The sequence below is a fragment of the Streptomyces sp. NPDC024555 genome (assembly GCF_055559335.1).
The window spans coordinates 70,139-86,841 of record NZ_JBVHKV010000011.1 but is presented as its reverse complement, the minus strand read 5'-3'; the positions used below and the strand labels follow the sequence as shown (position 1 = coordinate 86,841).

18 protein-coding genes are annotated in these 16,703 nt (G+C 73.7%); 6 read left to right on the top strand and 12 right to left on the bottom strand.

Going from position 1 to position 16,703, the window contains the following annotated elements; genetic code table 11:
* Positions 1-5 precede the first annotated feature (5 nt).
* The 7 genes from ACZ4FH_RS20230 to ACZ4FH_RS20200 all read right to left on the bottom strand — a co-directional run bounded on the left by ACZ4FH_RS20230 (position 6) and on the right by ACZ4FH_RS20200 (position 6,402).
* Entirely contained in the window at positions 6-890 is an 885-nt protein-coding gene (locus ACZ4FH_RS20230; RefSeq protein ID WP_467306313.1) for an alpha/beta fold hydrolase, read from the bottom strand.
* Complete coding sequence (locus ACZ4FH_RS20225) at positions 887-2,002, bottom strand: branched-chain amino acid ABC transporter permease (RefSeq protein ID WP_467306311.1); 1,116 nt, start codon at positions 2,000-2,002, stop codon at positions 887-889. Before ACZ4FH_RS20225 ends, ACZ4FH_RS20230 begins: the two co-directional genes overlap by 4 nt.
* Entirely contained in the window at positions 1,999-2,886 is an 888-nt protein-coding gene (locus ACZ4FH_RS20220; RefSeq protein ID WP_383632670.1) for a branched-chain amino acid ABC transporter permease, read from the bottom strand. The genes ACZ4FH_RS20225 and ACZ4FH_RS20220 overlap by 4 nt, the downstream gene beginning before the upstream one ends.
* Positions 2,886-3,626, bottom strand: coding sequence for an ABC transporter ATP-binding protein (locus ACZ4FH_RS20215; RefSeq protein ID WP_467306309.1), 741 nt, complete (start codon positions 3,624-3,626; stop codon positions 2,886-2,888). The genes ACZ4FH_RS20220 and ACZ4FH_RS20215 overlap by 1 nt, the downstream gene beginning before the upstream one ends.
* Positions 3,623-4,405 carry an ABC transporter ATP-binding protein gene (locus tag ACZ4FH_RS20210; RefSeq protein WP_467306559.1) on the bottom strand — a complete coding sequence of 261 codons (783 nt, stop codon included), beginning with the start codon at positions 4,403-4,405 and terminating at the stop codon, positions 3,623-3,625. Before ACZ4FH_RS20210 ends, ACZ4FH_RS20215 begins: the two co-directional genes overlap by 4 nt.
* A gap of 12 nt (positions 4,406-4,417) precedes the next feature.
* The gene (locus tag ACZ4FH_RS20205; RefSeq protein ID WP_467306308.1) at positions 4,418-5,656 is read right to left on the bottom strand and encodes a substrate-binding domain-containing protein; all 1,239 of its coding nucleotides are present in this window, start codon (positions 5,654-5,656) and stop codon (positions 4,418-4,420) included.
* A gap of 134 nt (positions 5,657-5,790) precedes the next feature.
* A complete protein-coding gene (locus ACZ4FH_RS20200) occupies positions 5,791-6,402 on the bottom strand; it encodes a TetR family transcriptional regulator (protein WP_383632658.1) in 612 nt (203 codons plus the stop codon).
* Positions 6,403-6,659: 257 nt separating this feature from the next.
* Here ACZ4FH_RS20200 and ACZ4FH_RS20195 point away from each other — a divergent pair, with 257 nt between their 5' ends.
* From ACZ4FH_RS20195 to ACZ4FH_RS20185, 3 genes are all read left to right on the top strand, one after another.
* Entirely contained in the window at positions 6,660-7,994 is a 1,335-nt protein-coding gene (locus ACZ4FH_RS20195; RefSeq protein ID WP_467306307.1) for a glycosyltransferase family 4 protein, read from the top strand.
* A gap of 79 nt (positions 7,995-8,073) precedes the next feature.
* Entirely contained in the window at positions 8,074-8,826 is a 753-nt protein-coding gene (locus tag ACZ4FH_RS20190) for a class I SAM-dependent methyltransferase (RefSeq protein ID WP_467306306.1), read from the top strand.
* Positions 8,823-9,899: a prenyltransferase/squalene oxidase repeat-containing protein gene (locus tag ACZ4FH_RS20185; protein ID WP_467306304.1), complete on the top strand. Its 1,077-nt coding sequence runs from the start codon at positions 8,823-8,825 to the stop codon at positions 9,897-9,899. The genes ACZ4FH_RS20190 and ACZ4FH_RS20185 overlap by 4 nt, the downstream gene beginning before the upstream one ends.
* Positions 9,900-9,912: 13 nt before the next feature.
* Here the strand turns inward: ACZ4FH_RS20185 and ACZ4FH_RS20180 are convergent, their stop codons facing one another.
* A complete protein-coding gene (locus ACZ4FH_RS20180; protein WP_467306302.1) occupies positions 9,913-10,203 on the bottom strand; it encodes a hypothetical protein in 291 nt (96 codons plus the stop codon).
* Positions 10,204-10,336: 133 nt separating this feature from the next.
* On the opposite strand from ACZ4FH_RS20180, the gene ACZ4FH_RS20175 reads away from it, so the two are divergent.
* From ACZ4FH_RS20175 to ACZ4FH_RS20165, 3 genes are all read left to right on the top strand, one after another.
* Positions 10,337-10,894, top strand: a complete 558-nt coding sequence (locus ACZ4FH_RS20175; protein ID WP_467306300.1) for a hypothetical protein — start codon at positions 10,337-10,339, stop codon at positions 10,892-10,894.
* A 40-nt stretch (positions 10,895-10,934) separates the two neighbouring features.
* Positions 10,935-11,711 carry a maleylpyruvate isomerase family mycothiol-dependent enzyme gene (locus ACZ4FH_RS20170; protein WP_467306299.1) on the top strand — a complete coding sequence of 259 codons (777 nt, stop codon included), beginning with the start codon at positions 10,935-10,937 and terminating at the stop codon, positions 11,709-11,711.
* A gap of 88 nt (positions 11,712-11,799) precedes the next feature.
* A complete protein-coding gene (locus tag ACZ4FH_RS20165) occupies positions 11,800-12,828 on the top strand; it encodes a PHP domain-containing protein (protein ID WP_467306298.1) in 1,029 nt (342 codons plus the stop codon).
* Here ACZ4FH_RS20165 and ACZ4FH_RS20160 read toward each other — a convergent pair.
* The 4 genes from ACZ4FH_RS20160 to ACZ4FH_RS20145 form a co-directional block, all read right to left on the bottom strand.
* On the bottom strand, positions 12,818-13,828 hold the full coding sequence (locus ACZ4FH_RS20160; protein ID WP_467306296.1) for an LLM class F420-dependent oxidoreductase: 1,011 nt from the start codon (positions 13,826-13,828) through the stop codon (positions 12,818-12,820). The two genes, ACZ4FH_RS20165 and ACZ4FH_RS20160, sit on opposite strands and share 11 nt — an antisense overlap.
* A 120-nt stretch (positions 13,829-13,948) precedes the next feature.
* Positions 13,949-14,752: a hypothetical protein gene (locus ACZ4FH_RS20155; protein WP_467306294.1), complete on the bottom strand. Its 804-nt coding sequence runs from the start codon at positions 14,750-14,752 to the stop codon at positions 13,949-13,951.
* Between the two features lie 196 nt (positions 14,753-14,948).
* Positions 14,949-15,893: an N-acetylmuramoyl-L-alanine amidase gene (locus ACZ4FH_RS20150; protein ID WP_467306292.1), complete on the bottom strand. Its 945-nt coding sequence runs from the start codon at positions 15,891-15,893 to the stop codon at positions 14,949-14,951.
* Positions 15,894-15,958: 65 nt separating this feature from the next.
* Positions 15,959-16,546, bottom strand: coding sequence for a class I SAM-dependent methyltransferase (locus ACZ4FH_RS20145; RefSeq protein WP_467306557.1), 588 nt, complete (start codon positions 16,544-16,546; stop codon positions 15,959-15,961).
* Positions 16,547-16,703: the final 157 nt, after the last annotated feature.

Genomic DNA, 16,703 nt, shown 5'->3' with positions numbered 1-16,703 from the left:
ACCGCTCAGACGCCCGCGTACGCCACCAGACGGTCCGCGACCTCCCGGGCGCCCCGCTCGCCCGTGAGGACCGTGTAGTGGTTGACGTCCGGGACCGCGACGGGCTCCAGCCGGGTGCCGCCCAGCTCCGCGGCGGCCAGCCGCCCTTCGTCGTACAGGCCCTGCTCCTCGTCCATCAGCCCGCGCGCCGCCCACAGCAGCGTCGCCTCGACGGGCAGCTTCCGGACCGCCGAGAGGACCTCCGCGTCGAACAGGCCGACACCGTCCGTGCGGATGGCCTCCAGCCGGCACGACGAGCGCAGCGCGGGCTCCTCGCCGGTCAGATCGCGCTGGACGTAGGCGTCCACCTCCGGCGACCAGCCGGCCGCGAACGCCGGGTGCGCCTGCCAGAACGCCCGGTAGGCGCCCCGGTCCGGAAAGGTCATCGACAGCCGGTCCATCGCCGGACCGATCACCGCGGTCAGCAGTTCGTCCGGGGTCAGATGCGTCGGCGCGGGGAACCCCACCCCGCCGTCGACCAGCAGCAGCGGGCCGAAGCGGTCCGGATGGCGCACCGCCGCGAGCGCCGCCGTGAACGCCCCCATCGAGTGGCCGGCCAGCACCACCCGCCCCGGGGACAGCGAGGCGGCCAGGGCGGCGGCGTCGTCCGCGTGCGCGGCGATGCCGTACGGACCGGGCAGATGGGCGCTGCCCGCCCGGCCGCGCAGGTCCGGGGCGACCAGGGTGACCCGGCCGGCCAGCGCGCGGGCCACGGCGGCCCAGGAGAGCGCGTTGGCCGTGATGCCGTGCAGCGCCACCACCGTCGGGGCGTCCGGGCGGTCGGCGGGCCACCGCAGCGCGGTCAGGGAGCCCCCGCGCACGGCGACTTCGGTCTCCTCGTACGGAATCACTGGTCTCCGGTCTCCTTCCGGTGCAGGGCGGCCCGCAGCCTGGACGGCAGCCGGGCCAGACCGCCGGGCAGCAGATGTACCACGGCCACGAACACGACGCCCAGCAGGAACAACGGCTGCGAGAGCGGCACCCGGAGCACCGCCGGCAGGTCCGCGACCGCGCCGGAGCCGGCCAGATCGCCGAGCCGGTGGTCCGCCCAGGTGTAGAGGATGCCGCCGACCATCGGCCCCCAGCGGGTCCCGGAGCCGCCGAGCACCACCATCACCAGCAGCGACAGGGTGAAGTCGGAGGTGGTCGTCTGCGGGGTCGAACCGCCGGTCAGCAGCAGATGCACGATGCCGCCGAGCGCGGCGAGCGAGCCCGCCAGGACGAACGCCACGAGCTTGAAGCCGTACGGCCTCAGCCCCAGCACCTCCACCCGGCGCTCGTTCTCCTTGATGCCCTCCCAGACCCGGCCGGTGGGGGAGCGGACCGCCCAGTGGACGACGCCCAGGGTGAGGACGAGATAGGCGAGGGCGACCCAGTAGAGGTTCGCCGTGTGGTCGATGCCCACGAGCCAGGAGGGCAGCAGATCGGCGGGGGCCGCCCGGCCCTCCTCGCCGCCGGTGACGCCGCCGGGGTTGCGGGACACCAGGATCGAGCCCGCCTGGGCGAAGGCCAGCGTCACCATGGAGAAGCCGATCCCCGTGACGCGCAGGCTCACCGAACCCAGCGCCACCGCCAGCGCGGTCCCGAAGAGGAGACCGAGCACCGCGGCGAGCCCGAACGGCAGCCCCGCGTCCAGCAGGAACAGATTGGTGGCGTAGCTGCCCGCCGCGAAGTACAGGGCATGGCCGAACGAGAGCAGCCCGGTGCGCCCGAGCAGCAGGTCGTACCCGGTGGCCAGCGCCCCGAACAGCAGGCAGGTGGCCAGCAGTTGGAGGCTGCCCGCGCTGCCGAGCGGGCCGTCCAGCAGCCCCGGCACCGGAACGGCGCTGAACGGGGCGACGGCCAGCACCAGCAGCACGGCGGCCGGCCACCAGCGCAGCATCCGGGGCGTCCCGCGGCCGGCCGAAGGACCCGCCGCGGGTCCGGCTGCGGTGCGGTCGTGTGTCTCGGTGGCGGTGCTCACGCGAGCCTCCCCGTCAGTCCGCGCGGGCGGATCAGCAGCAGCGCGGCGAGCAGGACGACGACCGCGAGATCGCCGAGCCCCGCCGCGGTGTAGTAGTTGGCGAACTGCTGGACCAGGCCGATGACGACGGACGCCGCGGCGGCCCCGGTCACCGACCCCATGCCGCCGGTGACCACGACGACGAAGGCGAAGATCAGCAGCGAGGTGCCCTGGCGGGGGTCGACCGAGCCGAAGTACAGCCCGCCCAGCGCCCCGCCGAGGGCCGCCGCGCACCCCCCGATCGCGAAGACCAGGGTGAACGCCCTGCGGACGTCGATGCCGAGCGCGGTGACCATGGCCCGGTCCTCGACCCCGGCCCGGACGACCAGCCCGTGCCGGGTCCGGCCGAGGAAGAGCCGCAGCGCCACCAGGACCACGACGGCCGCCGCCACCAGCACCAGCCGGTTGACGGGGACCTGCGCGCCCAGCAGTCCGAAGGTGCCGGACAGCGCCTTCGGGCCGGGGAAGGTCCGGGCGTCCGAGCCCCAGATGCCCGACAGCAGCGCGGGGACGGCGAGCCCCACCCCGACGGTGGCGAGCACCTGTTCGCGGGGGCGGGTGTAGAGCGGGCGGACCACGGCGAGTTCGAGGAGTACGGCGGCGGCGGTGCCCACCGCCGTGCCGAACAGCACCGCGAGCACGAAGCCGGCGCCGCCGGGGCCCGCGCCGGGCAGATTCCCGGACGCGGCCCACCAGGTGCCGTACGCGCCGATGGAGAGGAGCGCCCCGTGCGCGAAGTTGAGGACGTCCATCAGGCCGAAGATCAGCGAGAGTCCGGACGCGATGAGGAAGTAGAGGGCTCCCAGACCGAGTCCGGTCATGGTGAGCAGCACGAACGTGGACATCAGGAATCCGCCTCCGCGGTGGGTGTCAGCGGGCCGTGGCCCACGCCGAGCAGCCGGCGGGCCGCCTCCGCGTCGCCGAGCAGTGCGTCGGCGGGGCCCCGGTGGGCGGTCCGGCCGTCGGCCAGCACCACGCAGTGCCGGGCCAGCCGGCGGACGACGGCGAGGTTCTGCTCCACGAGCAGCACCGGGACCGCCTCGGCGGCCCGTTCCAGCACCTGTGCGACCTCGGTGACCACCTTCGGGGCGAGGCCCTTGGTGGGCTCGTCCGCGATGATCAGCCGGTTGGCGTTGAGCAGGGTCCGGCCGATGGCGACCATCTGCTGCTGGCCGCCCGACAGCGTGCCCGCCAACTGCCGTGCCCGTGCCTTGAGTTCCGGGAACAGCTCATGGACCAGCGGATAGTCGGGCTCGCCCGCCCCGCGCCGTTCGGCCAGCCGCAGGTTCTCCGCCACGGTCAGCCCGGCGAAGATCCCCCGGTCCTCGGGGGCGTAGCCGATACCGCGCCGGACCAGCGCGTGGGTGGGCAGTCCCGCGGTCTCCTCGCCGTCGAACCGGACGCTGCCGGTGCGCGGGACGAGGCCGAGGACGCCCCGGACGGTGGTGGTCTTCCCGGCGCCGTTGCGGCCGAGCAGCGCGGTGACGCCATGGGCGCGGACGTCCAGGTCGACGCCGTGCAGGATGTGCCGGCCGCCGATGAGGACCCGCAGGTCCCGCACGTCCAGCAGGGGGTGCTCCGTCACAGCCCCTCCCCGAGGTAGGCCTGCTGCACGGTCGCGTCGGCGGTGACCGCCTCCGGGGTGTCCAGGGCGAGCAGCCGCCCGTGGTGCATCACGGCGAGCCGGTCGGCGAGACCGAGCAGGACGTCCATGTGGTGTTCGACCATCAGGACCGTGCGTCCCTCGTCGCGGTGCAGGGTGCGGATCAGTTCGGTGAGCGCGGGGACCTCCTCGGCGCTCACCCCGGCCATCGGCTCGTCGAGCAGCATCAGCCGGGGTTCGCCCACCAGCAGCACGGCCAGCTCCAGCTTCCGCTTCTCGCCGTGCGAGAGTTCGGCGGCGGTCGCGGCGGCCCGGTGGGCCAGCCCGGTGCGTTCCAGGACGCCGTCGACCTCGGCGGTGAAGCGTGCGGCCCGCCGCCAGACGCGGTACGAGCCGCCCCGGGCGGCCTGCGCGGCCAGCCGGACGTGGTCGGCGACCGACATCGCGGGCCAGAGGCTGGAGGTCTGGAAGGTGCGGCCGAGGCCGCGGCGGGCGCGTTCGTGCGCGGGCCGGTCCGTCAGGTCCGCGCCGTCCAGGGCGAGGGTCCCGGCGGTGGGCAGGGTGACCCCGCTGATCAGGTTGAACAGCGAGGTCTTGCCCGCCCCGTTGGGGCCGATGAAGGCGAGGAACTCGCCCTCGCGGACCTCGAAGGAGACGTCCTGGACGATGGTGGCGCCGCCGACGCTCCAGCCGATCCCGTTCAGCCGGAGCACCGGGACGGCGGCCGTCGCCGGACCGTCCCGGTGGTCCGGTGCGTGCAGTGCGGTCACCGGTCAGCCCGCCGAGGGCTTCACGGGCGGGGTGACGGTCTCCATCGGCTCGGTCTTCACCAGCTCCGGCTCGAGGGCGGTGCCCTTGCCGGTCAGCCGGGCCGTGAACATCGGCTGGAGCAGGGCGTGGTCCTCGGCCCGCACCTGAGTCTTCCCCTTGGCCCCGTCGAAGCTCCAGCCCTCCAGGGCCTTCACCATCGCGGCCGGGTCGGTGGCGCCCGCCTCGACGGCGTGCACGATCATCTGCGCGGCGGTGAAGCCGTCCGGGGTGAACAGGTCGGGGGTGCCGCCCGCCTTCGTCACCGCGTCGAGCATGGCCTTCTCCACCGGGTTGCCGCCGCCGGCGCCCGGGAAGTAGTGCGCCAGGAACGACACCTTGGAGCCCGCCGCCCCGAACACCGGGTAGGAGGCGGTGCCCGCGAGACCGGTGACGACCTTGCCGCCGCCCAGCACGCCCTGCTGGTCCAGCGCGGTCCACAGCGCGGGGGCGGTGGAGCCGGCCCAGGCGACGAAGACGAGGTCGGGGCCGCCCGCCTTGACCTGGCGGGCGAAGGGGGTGAGGTCCGTGGCGCTGGGCGGGGCGAGGACCGAGCCGACCTTCGCGCCCTTGGCGCCGAGCACCGCCTTGACGGCGGCCACGTTGGCCTGGCCGAAGGTGGAGTCCTGGGCGAGCACGGTGACCTTCTTGCCCGTGGCGTCGCCCAGCATCGTCCCGGCCGTCAGGATGTCCTGGTAGGACTGGCGGCCCGAGCGGAAGGTGTAGTCGTTGATGCCGGTCACCGCGTCGGTGGCCGCCGGGCCGCTGACGTAGAGGACCTTGTTCTGCGCGGCGAGCGGGGCCATCTGGAGCGCGACGCCGGAGTCGGTGGTGCCGGCCAGCACCTTGTAGCCCTTGCCGATCAGGTTCTTGGCGGCGGCGACGGCCTTGCCCGGGTCGCCCGCGTCGTCCTGCTCGGTGACCTCGATGCGGTGGCCGGCGGCCTTGCCGGTGCCCTTGGTCGCGTAGTCCAGGCCCGCCATGAAGCCGTCGCGGTACTGCTTGCCGTAGTCCGCGAGGAGCCCGGTGCGGGAGTAGACCAGACCGACCTTGACGGCGGCGTCGTCGGCGGACTTCCCCGTACCGGAGTCGCCCGCCTTGCCGGCGGCGGTGCAGCCGGTCAGCAGCAGTCCGGCTGCGGCCAGGACGGCGACGGTACGGAGGTCCGTGCGGGGTCTGCGGGATCTGCTGGCTGTGCGGGGCATGGTGACCGGCTCCTCGGCGTGTTCCTGTGATGTCGCCGAACCGTATGAACACCGCGCCGTCGTCGATATGGTGCAGGCCACCCCACCTGGCCCCCGCCACGTGTGGGCGCCGCACATGGGCGGCGCCCGGGGGATCAGCCGGCCGGATCGGGGGCGGTCAGATCGATCAGCCGGCAGACCGTCTCGATGTCGATCTTCACCTGGGCGATGGAGGCCCGGCCGGAGAGCCAGGTGATCAGCGCCGAGTGCCAGGTGTGCTCGATCACCCGGACGGCCGAGAGCTGCTCGGGCGTCGGCCGGTCCAGCCCCATGGCGTCCAGGATGATCGCCGTGGTCAGCCGCGAGACGGTGTCCACCTCGGGGCTGACGCTGCGGTCCGCGAAGGTCAGGGCGCGCACCATGGCGTCCGCCAGATGCGGTTCGCGCTGCATCGCGCGGAAGGCCCGCATGAGGGTGTCGGCGACCCGGTCCGCCGCGTTGTCGCCGGTCGGGGGCCGTTTGCGCAGCGTGCCGTGCATGTGCTGGAGCTGGTCCTGCATGGTGGCGACCAGGAGGTGGACCTTGGACGGGAAGTAGCGGTAGAGGGTGCCCAGGGCGACCCCGGCGGCCTCGGCGACCTCACGCATCTGGACGGCCTCGAAGCCGCCCCGGCTGGCGAGCTGGGCGCTGGCGTGCAGGATGCGGCGGCGGCGGGCCTCCTGGCGTTCCGTCAGGGGCGGCGATGCCGGTCTGGCTTCCGCTGTCATGTCTTCCATCCCCGTGCTTCTCCCCGCGGCCGCGGGGCCCGGCGGCCGGTGCGGCGGCGCACAGCATGCCAGGGTGTGTGCCGTGGCGCGAATCACCTGATCCGGCCGTTGCACCGTTGCTACTTGCCGGTAGATTCGTAGCCCGTTAAACGATCCGCTCCGGTGCCGCCCTTCGTTCGCCGTCGGACTGTAACTTGTTCTAGATTAGCGCGAGCGGTTACGCTCCGGCGAACACGCCAGCGAGAAGGGGGCCGAGTGTGACCGCAGAGGCCATAGAGTCGGGCCCCCGCGCGGGCGCCGCCGCGCACGCCGCCGACGCCGGCGGTGACCGGCCCCTGCGCATCGCCCTCCTCACCTACAAGGGCAACCCCTTCTGCGGCGGCCAGGGCGTCTACGTCCGCCACCTCTCCCGCGAACTGGCCCGGCTCGGCCACAGCGTCGAGGTGATCGGCGCCCAGCCCTACCCGGTCCTCGACGAGGGCGTCCCGCTCACCGAACTGCCGAGCCTGGACCTCTACCGCCAGCCCGACCCCTTCCGCACCCCCAAGCGCGAGGAGTACCGGGACTGGATCGACGCCACCGAGGTCGCCACCATGTGGACCGGCGGCTTCCCCGAACCGCTCACCTTCTCGCTCCGCGCCCGCCGCCATCTCGCCGCCCGGCGCGGCGAGTTCGACGTCGTCCACGACAACCAGACGCTGGGCTACGGGCTCCTCGCCGACCTCGGCGCCCCCCTCGTCACCACGATCCACCACCCCATCACCGTGGACCGGCAGCTCGACCTGGACGCCGCCCCGAACCGCCGCCGCCGCGCCTCCGTACGCCGCTGGTACGCCTTCACCCGCATGCAGAAGCGCGTCGCCCGCCGGCTGCCGTCCGTGCTCACCGTGTCCGGCTCCTCCAAGCAGGAGATCGTCGACCACCTCGGGGTCGACGCCCGCCGCGTCCGGGTCGTCCACATCGGCGCCGACACCGACCTCTGGTCGCCCGACCCCGCCGTCCCCGAGGTCCCCGGCCGCATCGTCACCACCTCCAGCGCCGACGTGCCGCTCAAGGGCCTGGTCCACCTCGTCGAAGCCCTCGCCAAACTGCGGACGAGCCATCCGGCCGCCCACCTCGTGGTCGTCGGCCGCCGCGCCGAGGACGGGCCCGTCGCCCGCGCCATCGAACGCCACGGGCTCGGCGACGCCGTCGAGTTCGTCAAGGGCATCAGCGACACCGAACTCGTCGACCTGGTCCGCGGCGCACAGATCGCCTGCGTCCCCTCCCTGTACGAGGGCTTCTCGCTGCCCGCCGCCGAGGCCATGGCCACCGGCACCCCGCTCGTCGCCACCACCGGCGGCGCGATCCCCGAGGTGGCGGGGCCCGACGGCGAGACCTGTCTGGCCGTGCCGCCCGCCGACCCCGGCGCCCTCGCCGACGCGCTCGGCCGGCTGCTCGCCGACCCGGAGCTGCGCACCAGGCTCGGCGCGGCCGGCCGTGAACGGGTCCTCGCCCGGTTCACCTGGAAGCAGGCGGCGATCGGCACCGCCGCGCTCTACCGCGAGGCGATCGCCGCCCGCGCCGCCACCGGCCCCGGCGGCCGGCGGTGACCCCGCCAGGGCCCGTCCGGGCATCCTGACCCGTACCGCACTCCGAACCGAACCCCCTCGACCGCGAAAGCAGGCATTCGTGCTGACCGTGGACTTCACCCGCTTCCCGCTCGCCGCAGGCGACCGAGTGCTCGACCTGGGCTGCGGCGGCGGACGCCACGCCTTCGAGTGCTACCGGCGCGGCGCCCAGGTGGTGGCGCTCGACCGGAACGGCGAGGAGATCCGCGAGGTCGCGAAGTGGTTCGCCGCGATGAAGGAGGCCGGTGAGGCCCCCGAGGGCGCCACCGCCACCGCGATGGAGGGCGACGCGCTCAACCTGCCCTTCCCCGACGCCTCCTTCGACGTCGTGATCATCTCCGAGGTCATGGAGCACATCCCCGACGACAAGGGCGTCCTCGCCGAGATGGTCCGGGTGCTGCGGCCCGGCGGCCGGATCGCGGTCACCGTGCCGCGCTACGGCCCCGAGAAGGTCTGCTGGGCGCTCTCCGACGCGTACCACGAGGTCGAGGGCGGCCACATCCGCATCTACAAGGCCGACGAACTGCTCGGCAGGATGCGCGAGGCCGGACTCAAGCCGTACGGCACCCACCACGCCCACGCCCTGCACGCCCCGTACTGGTGGTTGAAGTGCGCCTTTGGAGTCGGCCGCGACGGCGAGGACGCAGCGCTGCCGGTGAAGGCGTACCACAAGCTCCTGGTCTGGGACATCATGAAGAAGCCCGCCCTGACCCGGATCACCGAGCAGTTGCTCAACCCGGTCGTCGGCAAGAGCTTCGTGGCCTACGCGACCAAGCCGCACCTGCCCGCGGCGGCCGCCGAGGCCGAGGCGTGAGTCTTCCCGAGCGGACCGAACACCTCGTCCTGCCCGGGGTCCTCACCGCCGCGCAGGCCGCCGAGACCGTCGCCGCCCTGCTGGCCGTGCAGCGCGAGGACGGCGCCCTGCCGTGGTTCCGCGGCCACCACCTCGACCCGTGGGACCACACCGAGGCCGCCATGGCCCTGGACGCGGCCGGCGAGCACGCCGCCGCCGAACGCGCCTACGCCTGGCTCGCCCGCCACCAGAACGAGGACGGCTCCTGGTACGCCGCCTACCACGACGGCGATCCCGGACGCCCCACCGACCGCGGCCGGGAGACCAACTTCTGCGCGTACGTGGCCGTCGGCGTCTGGCACCACTACCTCGCCACCGGCGACGACGCCTTCGTCGACCGCATGTGGCCGACGGTCTACGCCGCCGTCGAATTCGTCCTGCGGCTCCAGCAGCCCGGCGGCCAGATCGGCTGGAAGCGCGAGGACGACGGCACCCCGGTGACCGACGCCCTGCTCACCGGCTCCTCCTCGGTCTACCAGGCCCTGCGCTGCGCGCTGGCCCTCGCCGAACGCCGCGAGGAGCCCCAGCCCGACTGGGAGCTGGCCACCGGGCAGCTCGGCCACGCCATCCGCAGCCACCCCGAACGCTTCCTCGACAAGAGCCGCTACTCGATGGACTGGTACTACCCGGTCCTCGGCGGCGCCGTCACCGGCCCCCAGGCCGCCCGCCGCATCGAGGAGGGCTGGGACCGCTTCGTCGTCCCCGGCCTCGGGGTGCGCTGTGTGCTCCCCAACCCCTGGGTCACCGGCGGCGAGAGCTGCGAACTGGCCCTGGCCCTCTGGGCGGTCGGCGAGTCCGACCGGGCCCTGGACATCCTCCAGTCCATCCAGCACCTGCGCCACGAGGGCGGCCTCTACTGGACGGGCTACGTCTTCGAGGGCAACCGCGCGTTCTGGCCCGAGGAGCAGACCTCCTGGACGGCGGGCGCCTTGCTGCTGGCCGTGGCCGCGCTCGGCGGGGACGAGGCGACCACGGCGGTCTTCGGCGGCGAACGGCTGCCGAGGGGCCTGGAGGCGGACTGCTGCGGCGGCTGAGGGCCGGCCGCCCTCAGCGCCGGATACGTCCGGCCACCGCGTGACCGATGAACAGGTACACGACGGCGGCGAGGCCGTATCCGCAGACCACCCGGGCCCAGGCCGCGTCGAAGGTGAACAGGTCGTACGACCAGCCCGCCAGCCACCGGGCGCTGTGCCGCACGAACTCCACCAGTTCGTTGCCCCGGTTGGCGTCGAGCAGGTACATCAGGATCCACAGGCCGATGATGAAGGCCATGACGTCGGCGACCGCGACGATGACGCGTGCCGCGGTGCCGCTTCCGTTGCCTCGTCTGTAGGTCATGTGTTCCGGGTTGCCCGGTCCGGCCGGACGAAACCCGGACGGCGCCCCCGGGTGGCGGGCCCGCCGCGGCGCGGCCAGCCTGACGGGGAGTGCCGCGACCGGCACCCGGACGCCCCGGCCAGGGAGGCCAGCCGTGCCCCGTTCCACGCCGTCCCGCCGCCCCCTCGTGGCGCTGGCCCTGAGCTGTGCGCTGGTGGCGGGCGCCGCCGCGTGCGGGAGCGACGACGGCGGCGGCGGTGACGCGAGCAGCACGGTCTCGCCCACCGGCACGTCCTCGGCCCAGGCGCAGAAGTTCGCCAAGACCCGGTTCGTCGCCAACGCGGGGCTCGCGGCGGGTGCCACGTACCAGTGGATCGTCAAGCCGTACCGCGCGGGCACGTTCAAGAAGGGCGCCGACGGGCGGACCTTCGCCCTGGTCAAGGCGGGCCTCGCGGGCGCCTTCGCCTACAACCGCCTCAAGGCCGCCTCCGACAACGCCAAGGGCGACCCGCTCCTGTCGAAGGCCGTCGCCCCGCTGACGGCCGGCATCGAGTCGCTGAAGGGCCTGGGCACCAAGCTCCGCAAGGGCGAGGCGGGCGCGGACGACATCGGGCTCTTCGAGGGCGTCATCAACAGCGTCAAGGACGCCGGGAGGAGCGCGGGCGCCGAGGTGAAGGACAAGGTGCCCTCCACCGCGCAACTGGGCGGATAACCACATGTGCGCCGGGCCGCAGTCGCACTAGGGTGCGACAATGGATCTTCTTTCACATGAGCACTACTGCGCCACGATTGAGCGGCTGACGGACGAGCTGCGCCGGACGCTGAACGGCGCCGACCTCGACGCCCGCGTGCCCACGTGCCCCGAGTGGACCCTGCGCGACCTCGCCGTCCACGTGGGCGGCGCCCACCGCTGGGCCGGCGAGATCGTCCGCACCCGGGCCGCCGACGAGCTCCCGGACGAGAAGGTGCCCGACTTCACCCCCGGCGGCGACGACCCCGCCGTCCTCGACGCCTGGCTCGCGGCCGGTGCGGCCGGCACCGCGGAGGCCCTGCGCGAGGCCGGCGCCGACGCGCAGGTCTGGTCCTGGTACACCGACCGCACCGCCGGGTTCTGGGCCCGCCGCATGGCCCTGGAAACCGTCGTCCACCTCGCCGACGCCGCCCTCGCCGCGAAGGTGCCGTACACGGTCTCGCCCGAGCTGGCCGCGGACACCATCGACGAATGGCTGCAGATCGTCTCCTTCGCCCAGGCCGAGGGCGACGAGGAGGCCGCCGAACTCCGCGGCGCCGGCCGCTCCCTCCACCTCCACGCCACCGACGCCCCCGACGCGGAATGGCTCATCGAGTTCACCGACGACGGCTTCACCTGGCGCCGCGCCCACGCCAAGGCCACGGTCGCCCTCCGCGGCACGGTCACCGACCTGATGCTCGTCTTCAACCGCCGCCTGGCCCCCGGCAGCGACCGCGTCGAGGTGCTGGGGGACGCGGAACTGCTGGACTTCTGGCTGGAGCGGTCCTCGTTCGGCTGACGGGTCCGGCCGGGCCGCCCGTGTGCGGCCCGCGCGCCCCTGCGCCAAGCTGGACGGGCAGCCCGCCCCGCCCGCCCAGGAGGTGCCCGTGGACCCCGTCGAGGCCCTGGAGCGCGTCGCCTTCCTGCTGGAGCGGGGGCGGGCGGATACGTACCGTGTCCAGGCGTTCCGGACCGCCGCCCGGACCGTTGCCGCGATGGGGGACGGGGAAGCGGTGCGGCGGGTCACGGACGGGTCGCTGCAGCGGGTGAAGGGGATCGGGCCCCGTACCGCGCAGGTGGTGCGGGAGGCGGTGGCGGGGGAGGTGCCCGGGTATCTGGCGGATCTGGAGGCGGATCCGGCGTACAGCGGGCCACTCGCCGAGGGCGGCGAAGAACTGCGCGCGGCGTTGCGCGGGGACTGCCATCTGCATTCCGACTGGTCGGACGGGGGCAGCACGATCGAGGAGATGGGGCGGGCCGCCGCCGCGCTGGGCCACGACTGGGCGGTGCTCACCGACCACTCGCCGCGGCTGAAGGTGGCGCGCGGCCTGTCGCCCGAGCGGCTGCGGCGGCAGCTCGACGAGGTGGCCGGACTCAACGCCCGCTGGGCGCCGTTCCGGCTGCTGACCGGCATCGAGTGCGACATCAATCCGGACGGCAGCCTCGATCAGGAGGACGAGTTGCTGGAACGGCTCGACCTCGTGGTGGTGTCGGTCCACTCCAAGCTGCGGATGGATCCCGCCCCGATGACGCGTCGGCTGCTTGCCGCCGTACGCCACCCCCGGGCCGACGTCCTCGGTCACTGCACCGGGCGCCTGGTCAGCGGCCGGGGCCGGCCGGAATCCCGGTTCGACGCGGAGGCGGTCTTCGCCGCCTGCGCGGAGTCCGGCACCGCCGTGGAGATCAACAGCAGGCCCGAACGGCTGGACCCGCCCCGGCGGTTGCTGCGCGAGGCGGTCGCCGCCGGGTGCCTCTTCGCCATCGACACGGACGCCCACGCCCCCGGGCAGCTCGACTGGCAGGTCTACGGGTGCGCCCGCGCGGAGGAGTGCGGCGTTCCGGCGGAGCGTGTGGTCACGACGTGGACGGCGGACCGGGTGCTGGAGTGGGCGCGGGGAGCCGGGCCTACGCGTTGAGTTCCGCCAGCACCCGCAAGGTGTGCGGGTCGGGGGCCGTCACCAGGAGGTCGGTGACCGGGCCGGAGCGCCAGGCGGTCAGTCGCTCCGCGATGCGCTCGCGCGGGCCGACGAGGGAGATCTCGTCGGCGAACGCGTCCGGGACGGCCAGGACCGCCTCCTGCTTGCGGCCCTCCAGGAAGAGTTTCTGGATGCGCCGGGCCTCGTCCTCGTAGCCCATGCGGGCCATCAGGTCGGCGTGGAAGTTGCGGGCGGCGGCCCCCATGCCGCCGATGTAGAAGCCGAGCATCGCCTTCACCGGCAGCAGGCCCTCGGCGACGTCGTCGCAGACGTGGGCCCGGACCATGGGGGCGATCATGAAGTCCTCGGGGAGTCCGGTGAGCGAGGCCTCGTAGACGTCGGTGCGGGTCGGGGACCAGTACAGGGGGAGCCAGCCGTCGGCGATCCGGGTGGTCTGGGCGATGTTCTTGGGGCCCTCGGCGCCCAGGAGGAGGGGGAGTTCGGCGCGCAGGGGGTGGGTGATGGGCTTCAGGGCCTTGCCGAGGCCGGTGGCGTCGGGGCCGGTGTACGGGTGGGTGTGGAAGCGGCCGTCCAGGGTCACCGGGGCCTCGCGGCGCAGGACTTGGCGGACCACGTCCACGTACTCGCGGGTCGCGGTGAGGGGGCTGCGGGGGAAGGGGCGGCCGTACCAGCCCTCCACGACCTGCGGGCCGGAGAGTCCGAGGCCGAGCATCATCCGGCCGCCGGAGAGGTGGTCGAGGGTGAGGGCGTGCATGGCGGTGGCGGTCGGGGTGCGGGCCGCCATCTGCGCGATCGCGGTGCCCAGCCGGATCCGGGAGGTGTGGGCGGCGATCCAGGTCAGCGGGGTGAAGGCGTCCGAGCCCCAGGCCTCGGCCGTCCATACGGAGGCGTAGCCCAGCTCCTCGGCCTCGCGGGCCAGGTCCAGATGGGCCGGGTTCGGGCCGCGGCCCCAGTATCCGAGAGCGAGTCCTAGCCGCATTCCCCCGCCTTCCATAGGGTCTGACGGTGCATCAGGTGAAGGTGTGTGCGGAGCGTACGACAGCGGCCCCCCGCCCGGAAGGGGCGGGGGGCCGCTGTCGGTGGGACGTCGCGCCCGGCGTCAGCCGCGCTGGATGCCCGAGGTGTCCTGGAGCACACCGCGTCGGCCGTCCTGCGTCTGGGCGATCAGGTTCGGACCCTGCTGGTCGACCGCGAGGTACCAGGTGCCCGGCGCCAGTTCGGCGATCGGGGACGGCGAACCGTCCTCGCCGAAGAGCGGACGGGCCACCGGCACCGCGAACCAGAACGGGGTGAAGTCCCCGGCGGGCGCGGCCTGCTGGGCCGGGGCGTGCTGCTGCGGGTCGGGCTGGCCCGGCTGCGGCTGGCCGCCGTAGGACGGGGCCTGCGGCTGACCGCCGTAGGGCTGCTGCTGGGCGCCCGGGTAGCCGTACCCCTGGCCCGGCTGCGGCTGGCCGCCGTACGGCGGCTGCACGGCCTGCGGCTTCGGGCCGGAGGACAGCGGCGCCTTCAGCGCGGGGACCAGCGGCGAGGCCACCGCGGCACCGGCCAGGACCAGCGCGGCGATCAGGCCGAGGATCAGACCCGAGCCGGCGTCGATCTGACCGAGGTCGATGATCGTCCAGAACATGTTCCAGGCGGTGAACACCGTGGCGGCGACACCGAACGCACCGAGGTCGAGACCGGCGACCTTGCGCTGCGGCTGCGAACGGGAGAGCACGATCAGCACGGCGCCGATCACACCCACCATGTAGACACCGATGCCGTTGCCCAGGGAGTCCCAGGAGTTGGGGCCGTCGATGTTGGAGTTTCCGTAGTCGAAGTAGTCGAGGAACGAGGCGATGAACAGCACCACCGCTGCTCCGATCACTACGCCATCGCCTCGTGTGAGGGAGCGGATATTCACGTGTAGGTCCTTAGTCGGTCGTCTCGTCGGGGCGGTCGTCGCTGCCACCGGTACGGCGCACGGCGCGAAGCTCGGGAACGGCTCCCCATCGTACGGATGAATCTATCGTCTGCCCGGACGGGTTGGGTCCCTGCGCGGATCATCGACGGGGATCCCCCCGAATTCCTCGCGGAACCACCTCGCGGGTGAGGCCGTTCTACCCGTTCAGGTAGCTGCTGATGCCGTCCGCGATGCCCTGGGCCGCCTTCTGGCGCCATCCCGCGCTGGTGAGCAGGGCGGCGTCCTTCGGATCACGCATATTGCCGCATTCGATGAAGACTTTGGGCACGGTCGACAGATTCAGTCCGCCCAGATCCTCGCGGGTGTCCAGCCCCGTGCCGCCGCCGATGTAATTGGAGGGAGAGCTTCCGGTAGCGCGGACGAAAAGTCCCGCAATACGGGTTCCGAGATCGCGCGAGGGGCCGGTGATCTTCGAGGTGTCCGCGCCGCCGCCGCGTACCGATGCGGGAAGAATCACATGGAAGCCGCGGTTCCCCGCGGCGGATCCGTCGGCGTGCACCGAGACGACGGCGTCGGCCTTCGCCCGGTTCCCGATCCGCGCCCGCTCGTCGACGCACGGGCCGTACGGCCGGTCCCCGTCGTGCGTCAGGACCACCGTCGCGCCCTGCGCCCGCAGCAGCGTCCGCAGCCGGCGCGAGACGTCCAGGGTGAACGAGGCCTCCGCGTAACCCGAGTTGGTGGCGGTTCCGGTGGTGTCGCACTCCTTGTGCGTGGTGCCGATGTCCACCTGGCGGTTGATCTCCGCGGTGTGCAGCCGGTTGTCCGGGTTGTGTCCCGGGTCGATGACCACCGTCCGGCCGGACAGCGGTCCCCGGGGCGCCTTCGACGCGGACGCGGCGGGCGTCTTCGACGGCGACGCCGACGGACCGGTGCGCGACGGCGACGGGGACGGGGAGGCCGGTGCGGACGGGGCCGCCGACGACGGGGCCGTGTCACCGCCCTTGCCGGTTCCGGCCCCCACGAGCCCGCCCCCGTCGCCGCCGCACCCGGTCAGGCCCACCCCCAGCACCGCCACCGCCGCGACGGCGGTCAGCGACGGACGGCGGCGGGGCATGGGGGGAACGCTCTCGTCGTGGAACACCCGGCGATGCTATCCGGGAGCCCGCGCGCTGTCCGGGGATCGGGTGCGGGGCACGGGCCCCGGGGTCAGATGCCCGCCCCGGTGCGCCGCAGCACGCGCAGCGAGTCCGTGACGGAGATCTCGGTGAACGCGCCGGACTCCAGGGCGCGCAGATAGATCCGGTACGGGGCCTGGCCGCCGTGCGCCGGATCGGGGAAGACGTCGTGGATCACCAGGAGCCCGCCCTCGGCGACATGCGGGGCCCAGCCCTCGTAGTCGCCGTTCGCGTGCTCGTCGGTGTGGCCGCCGTCGATGAAGACGAGACCGAGCCGGCCGCCCCAGACCGCCGCGACCTGCGGGGAGCGGCCCACCAGCGCCACCACGTGCTCCTCCAGACCGGCCGCGTGCAGGGTGCGGCGGAAGGTCGGCAGCGTGTCCATCCGGCCCACCTCGGGGTCCACCACCGTCGGGTCGTGGTACTCCCAGCCCGGCTGCTGCTCCTCGCTGCCCCGGTGGTGGTCGACGGTGAGGGCCGTCACCCCGGCCGCCCGCGCGGCGTCGGCGAGCAGGATGGTGGAGCGCCCGCAGTAGGTGCCCACCTCCAGCAGCGGCAGTCCGAGCGCGGCGGCCTCGGCGGCGGCCGCGTACAGCGCCAGCCCCTCGCCCACCGGCATGAAGCCCTTGGCGGCCTGGAAGGCGGCGAGAATCTCCGGCTGGGGCTCGGCGGCCACGGGGTTCCTCCTGGTGGGGTGGGGGCTGCGGGGACGGGGGTGCGACGGCGCCATCGTGCCGTACGCCCCCGCCGGAGGAACCGGCGGGGGCGTACGGAGG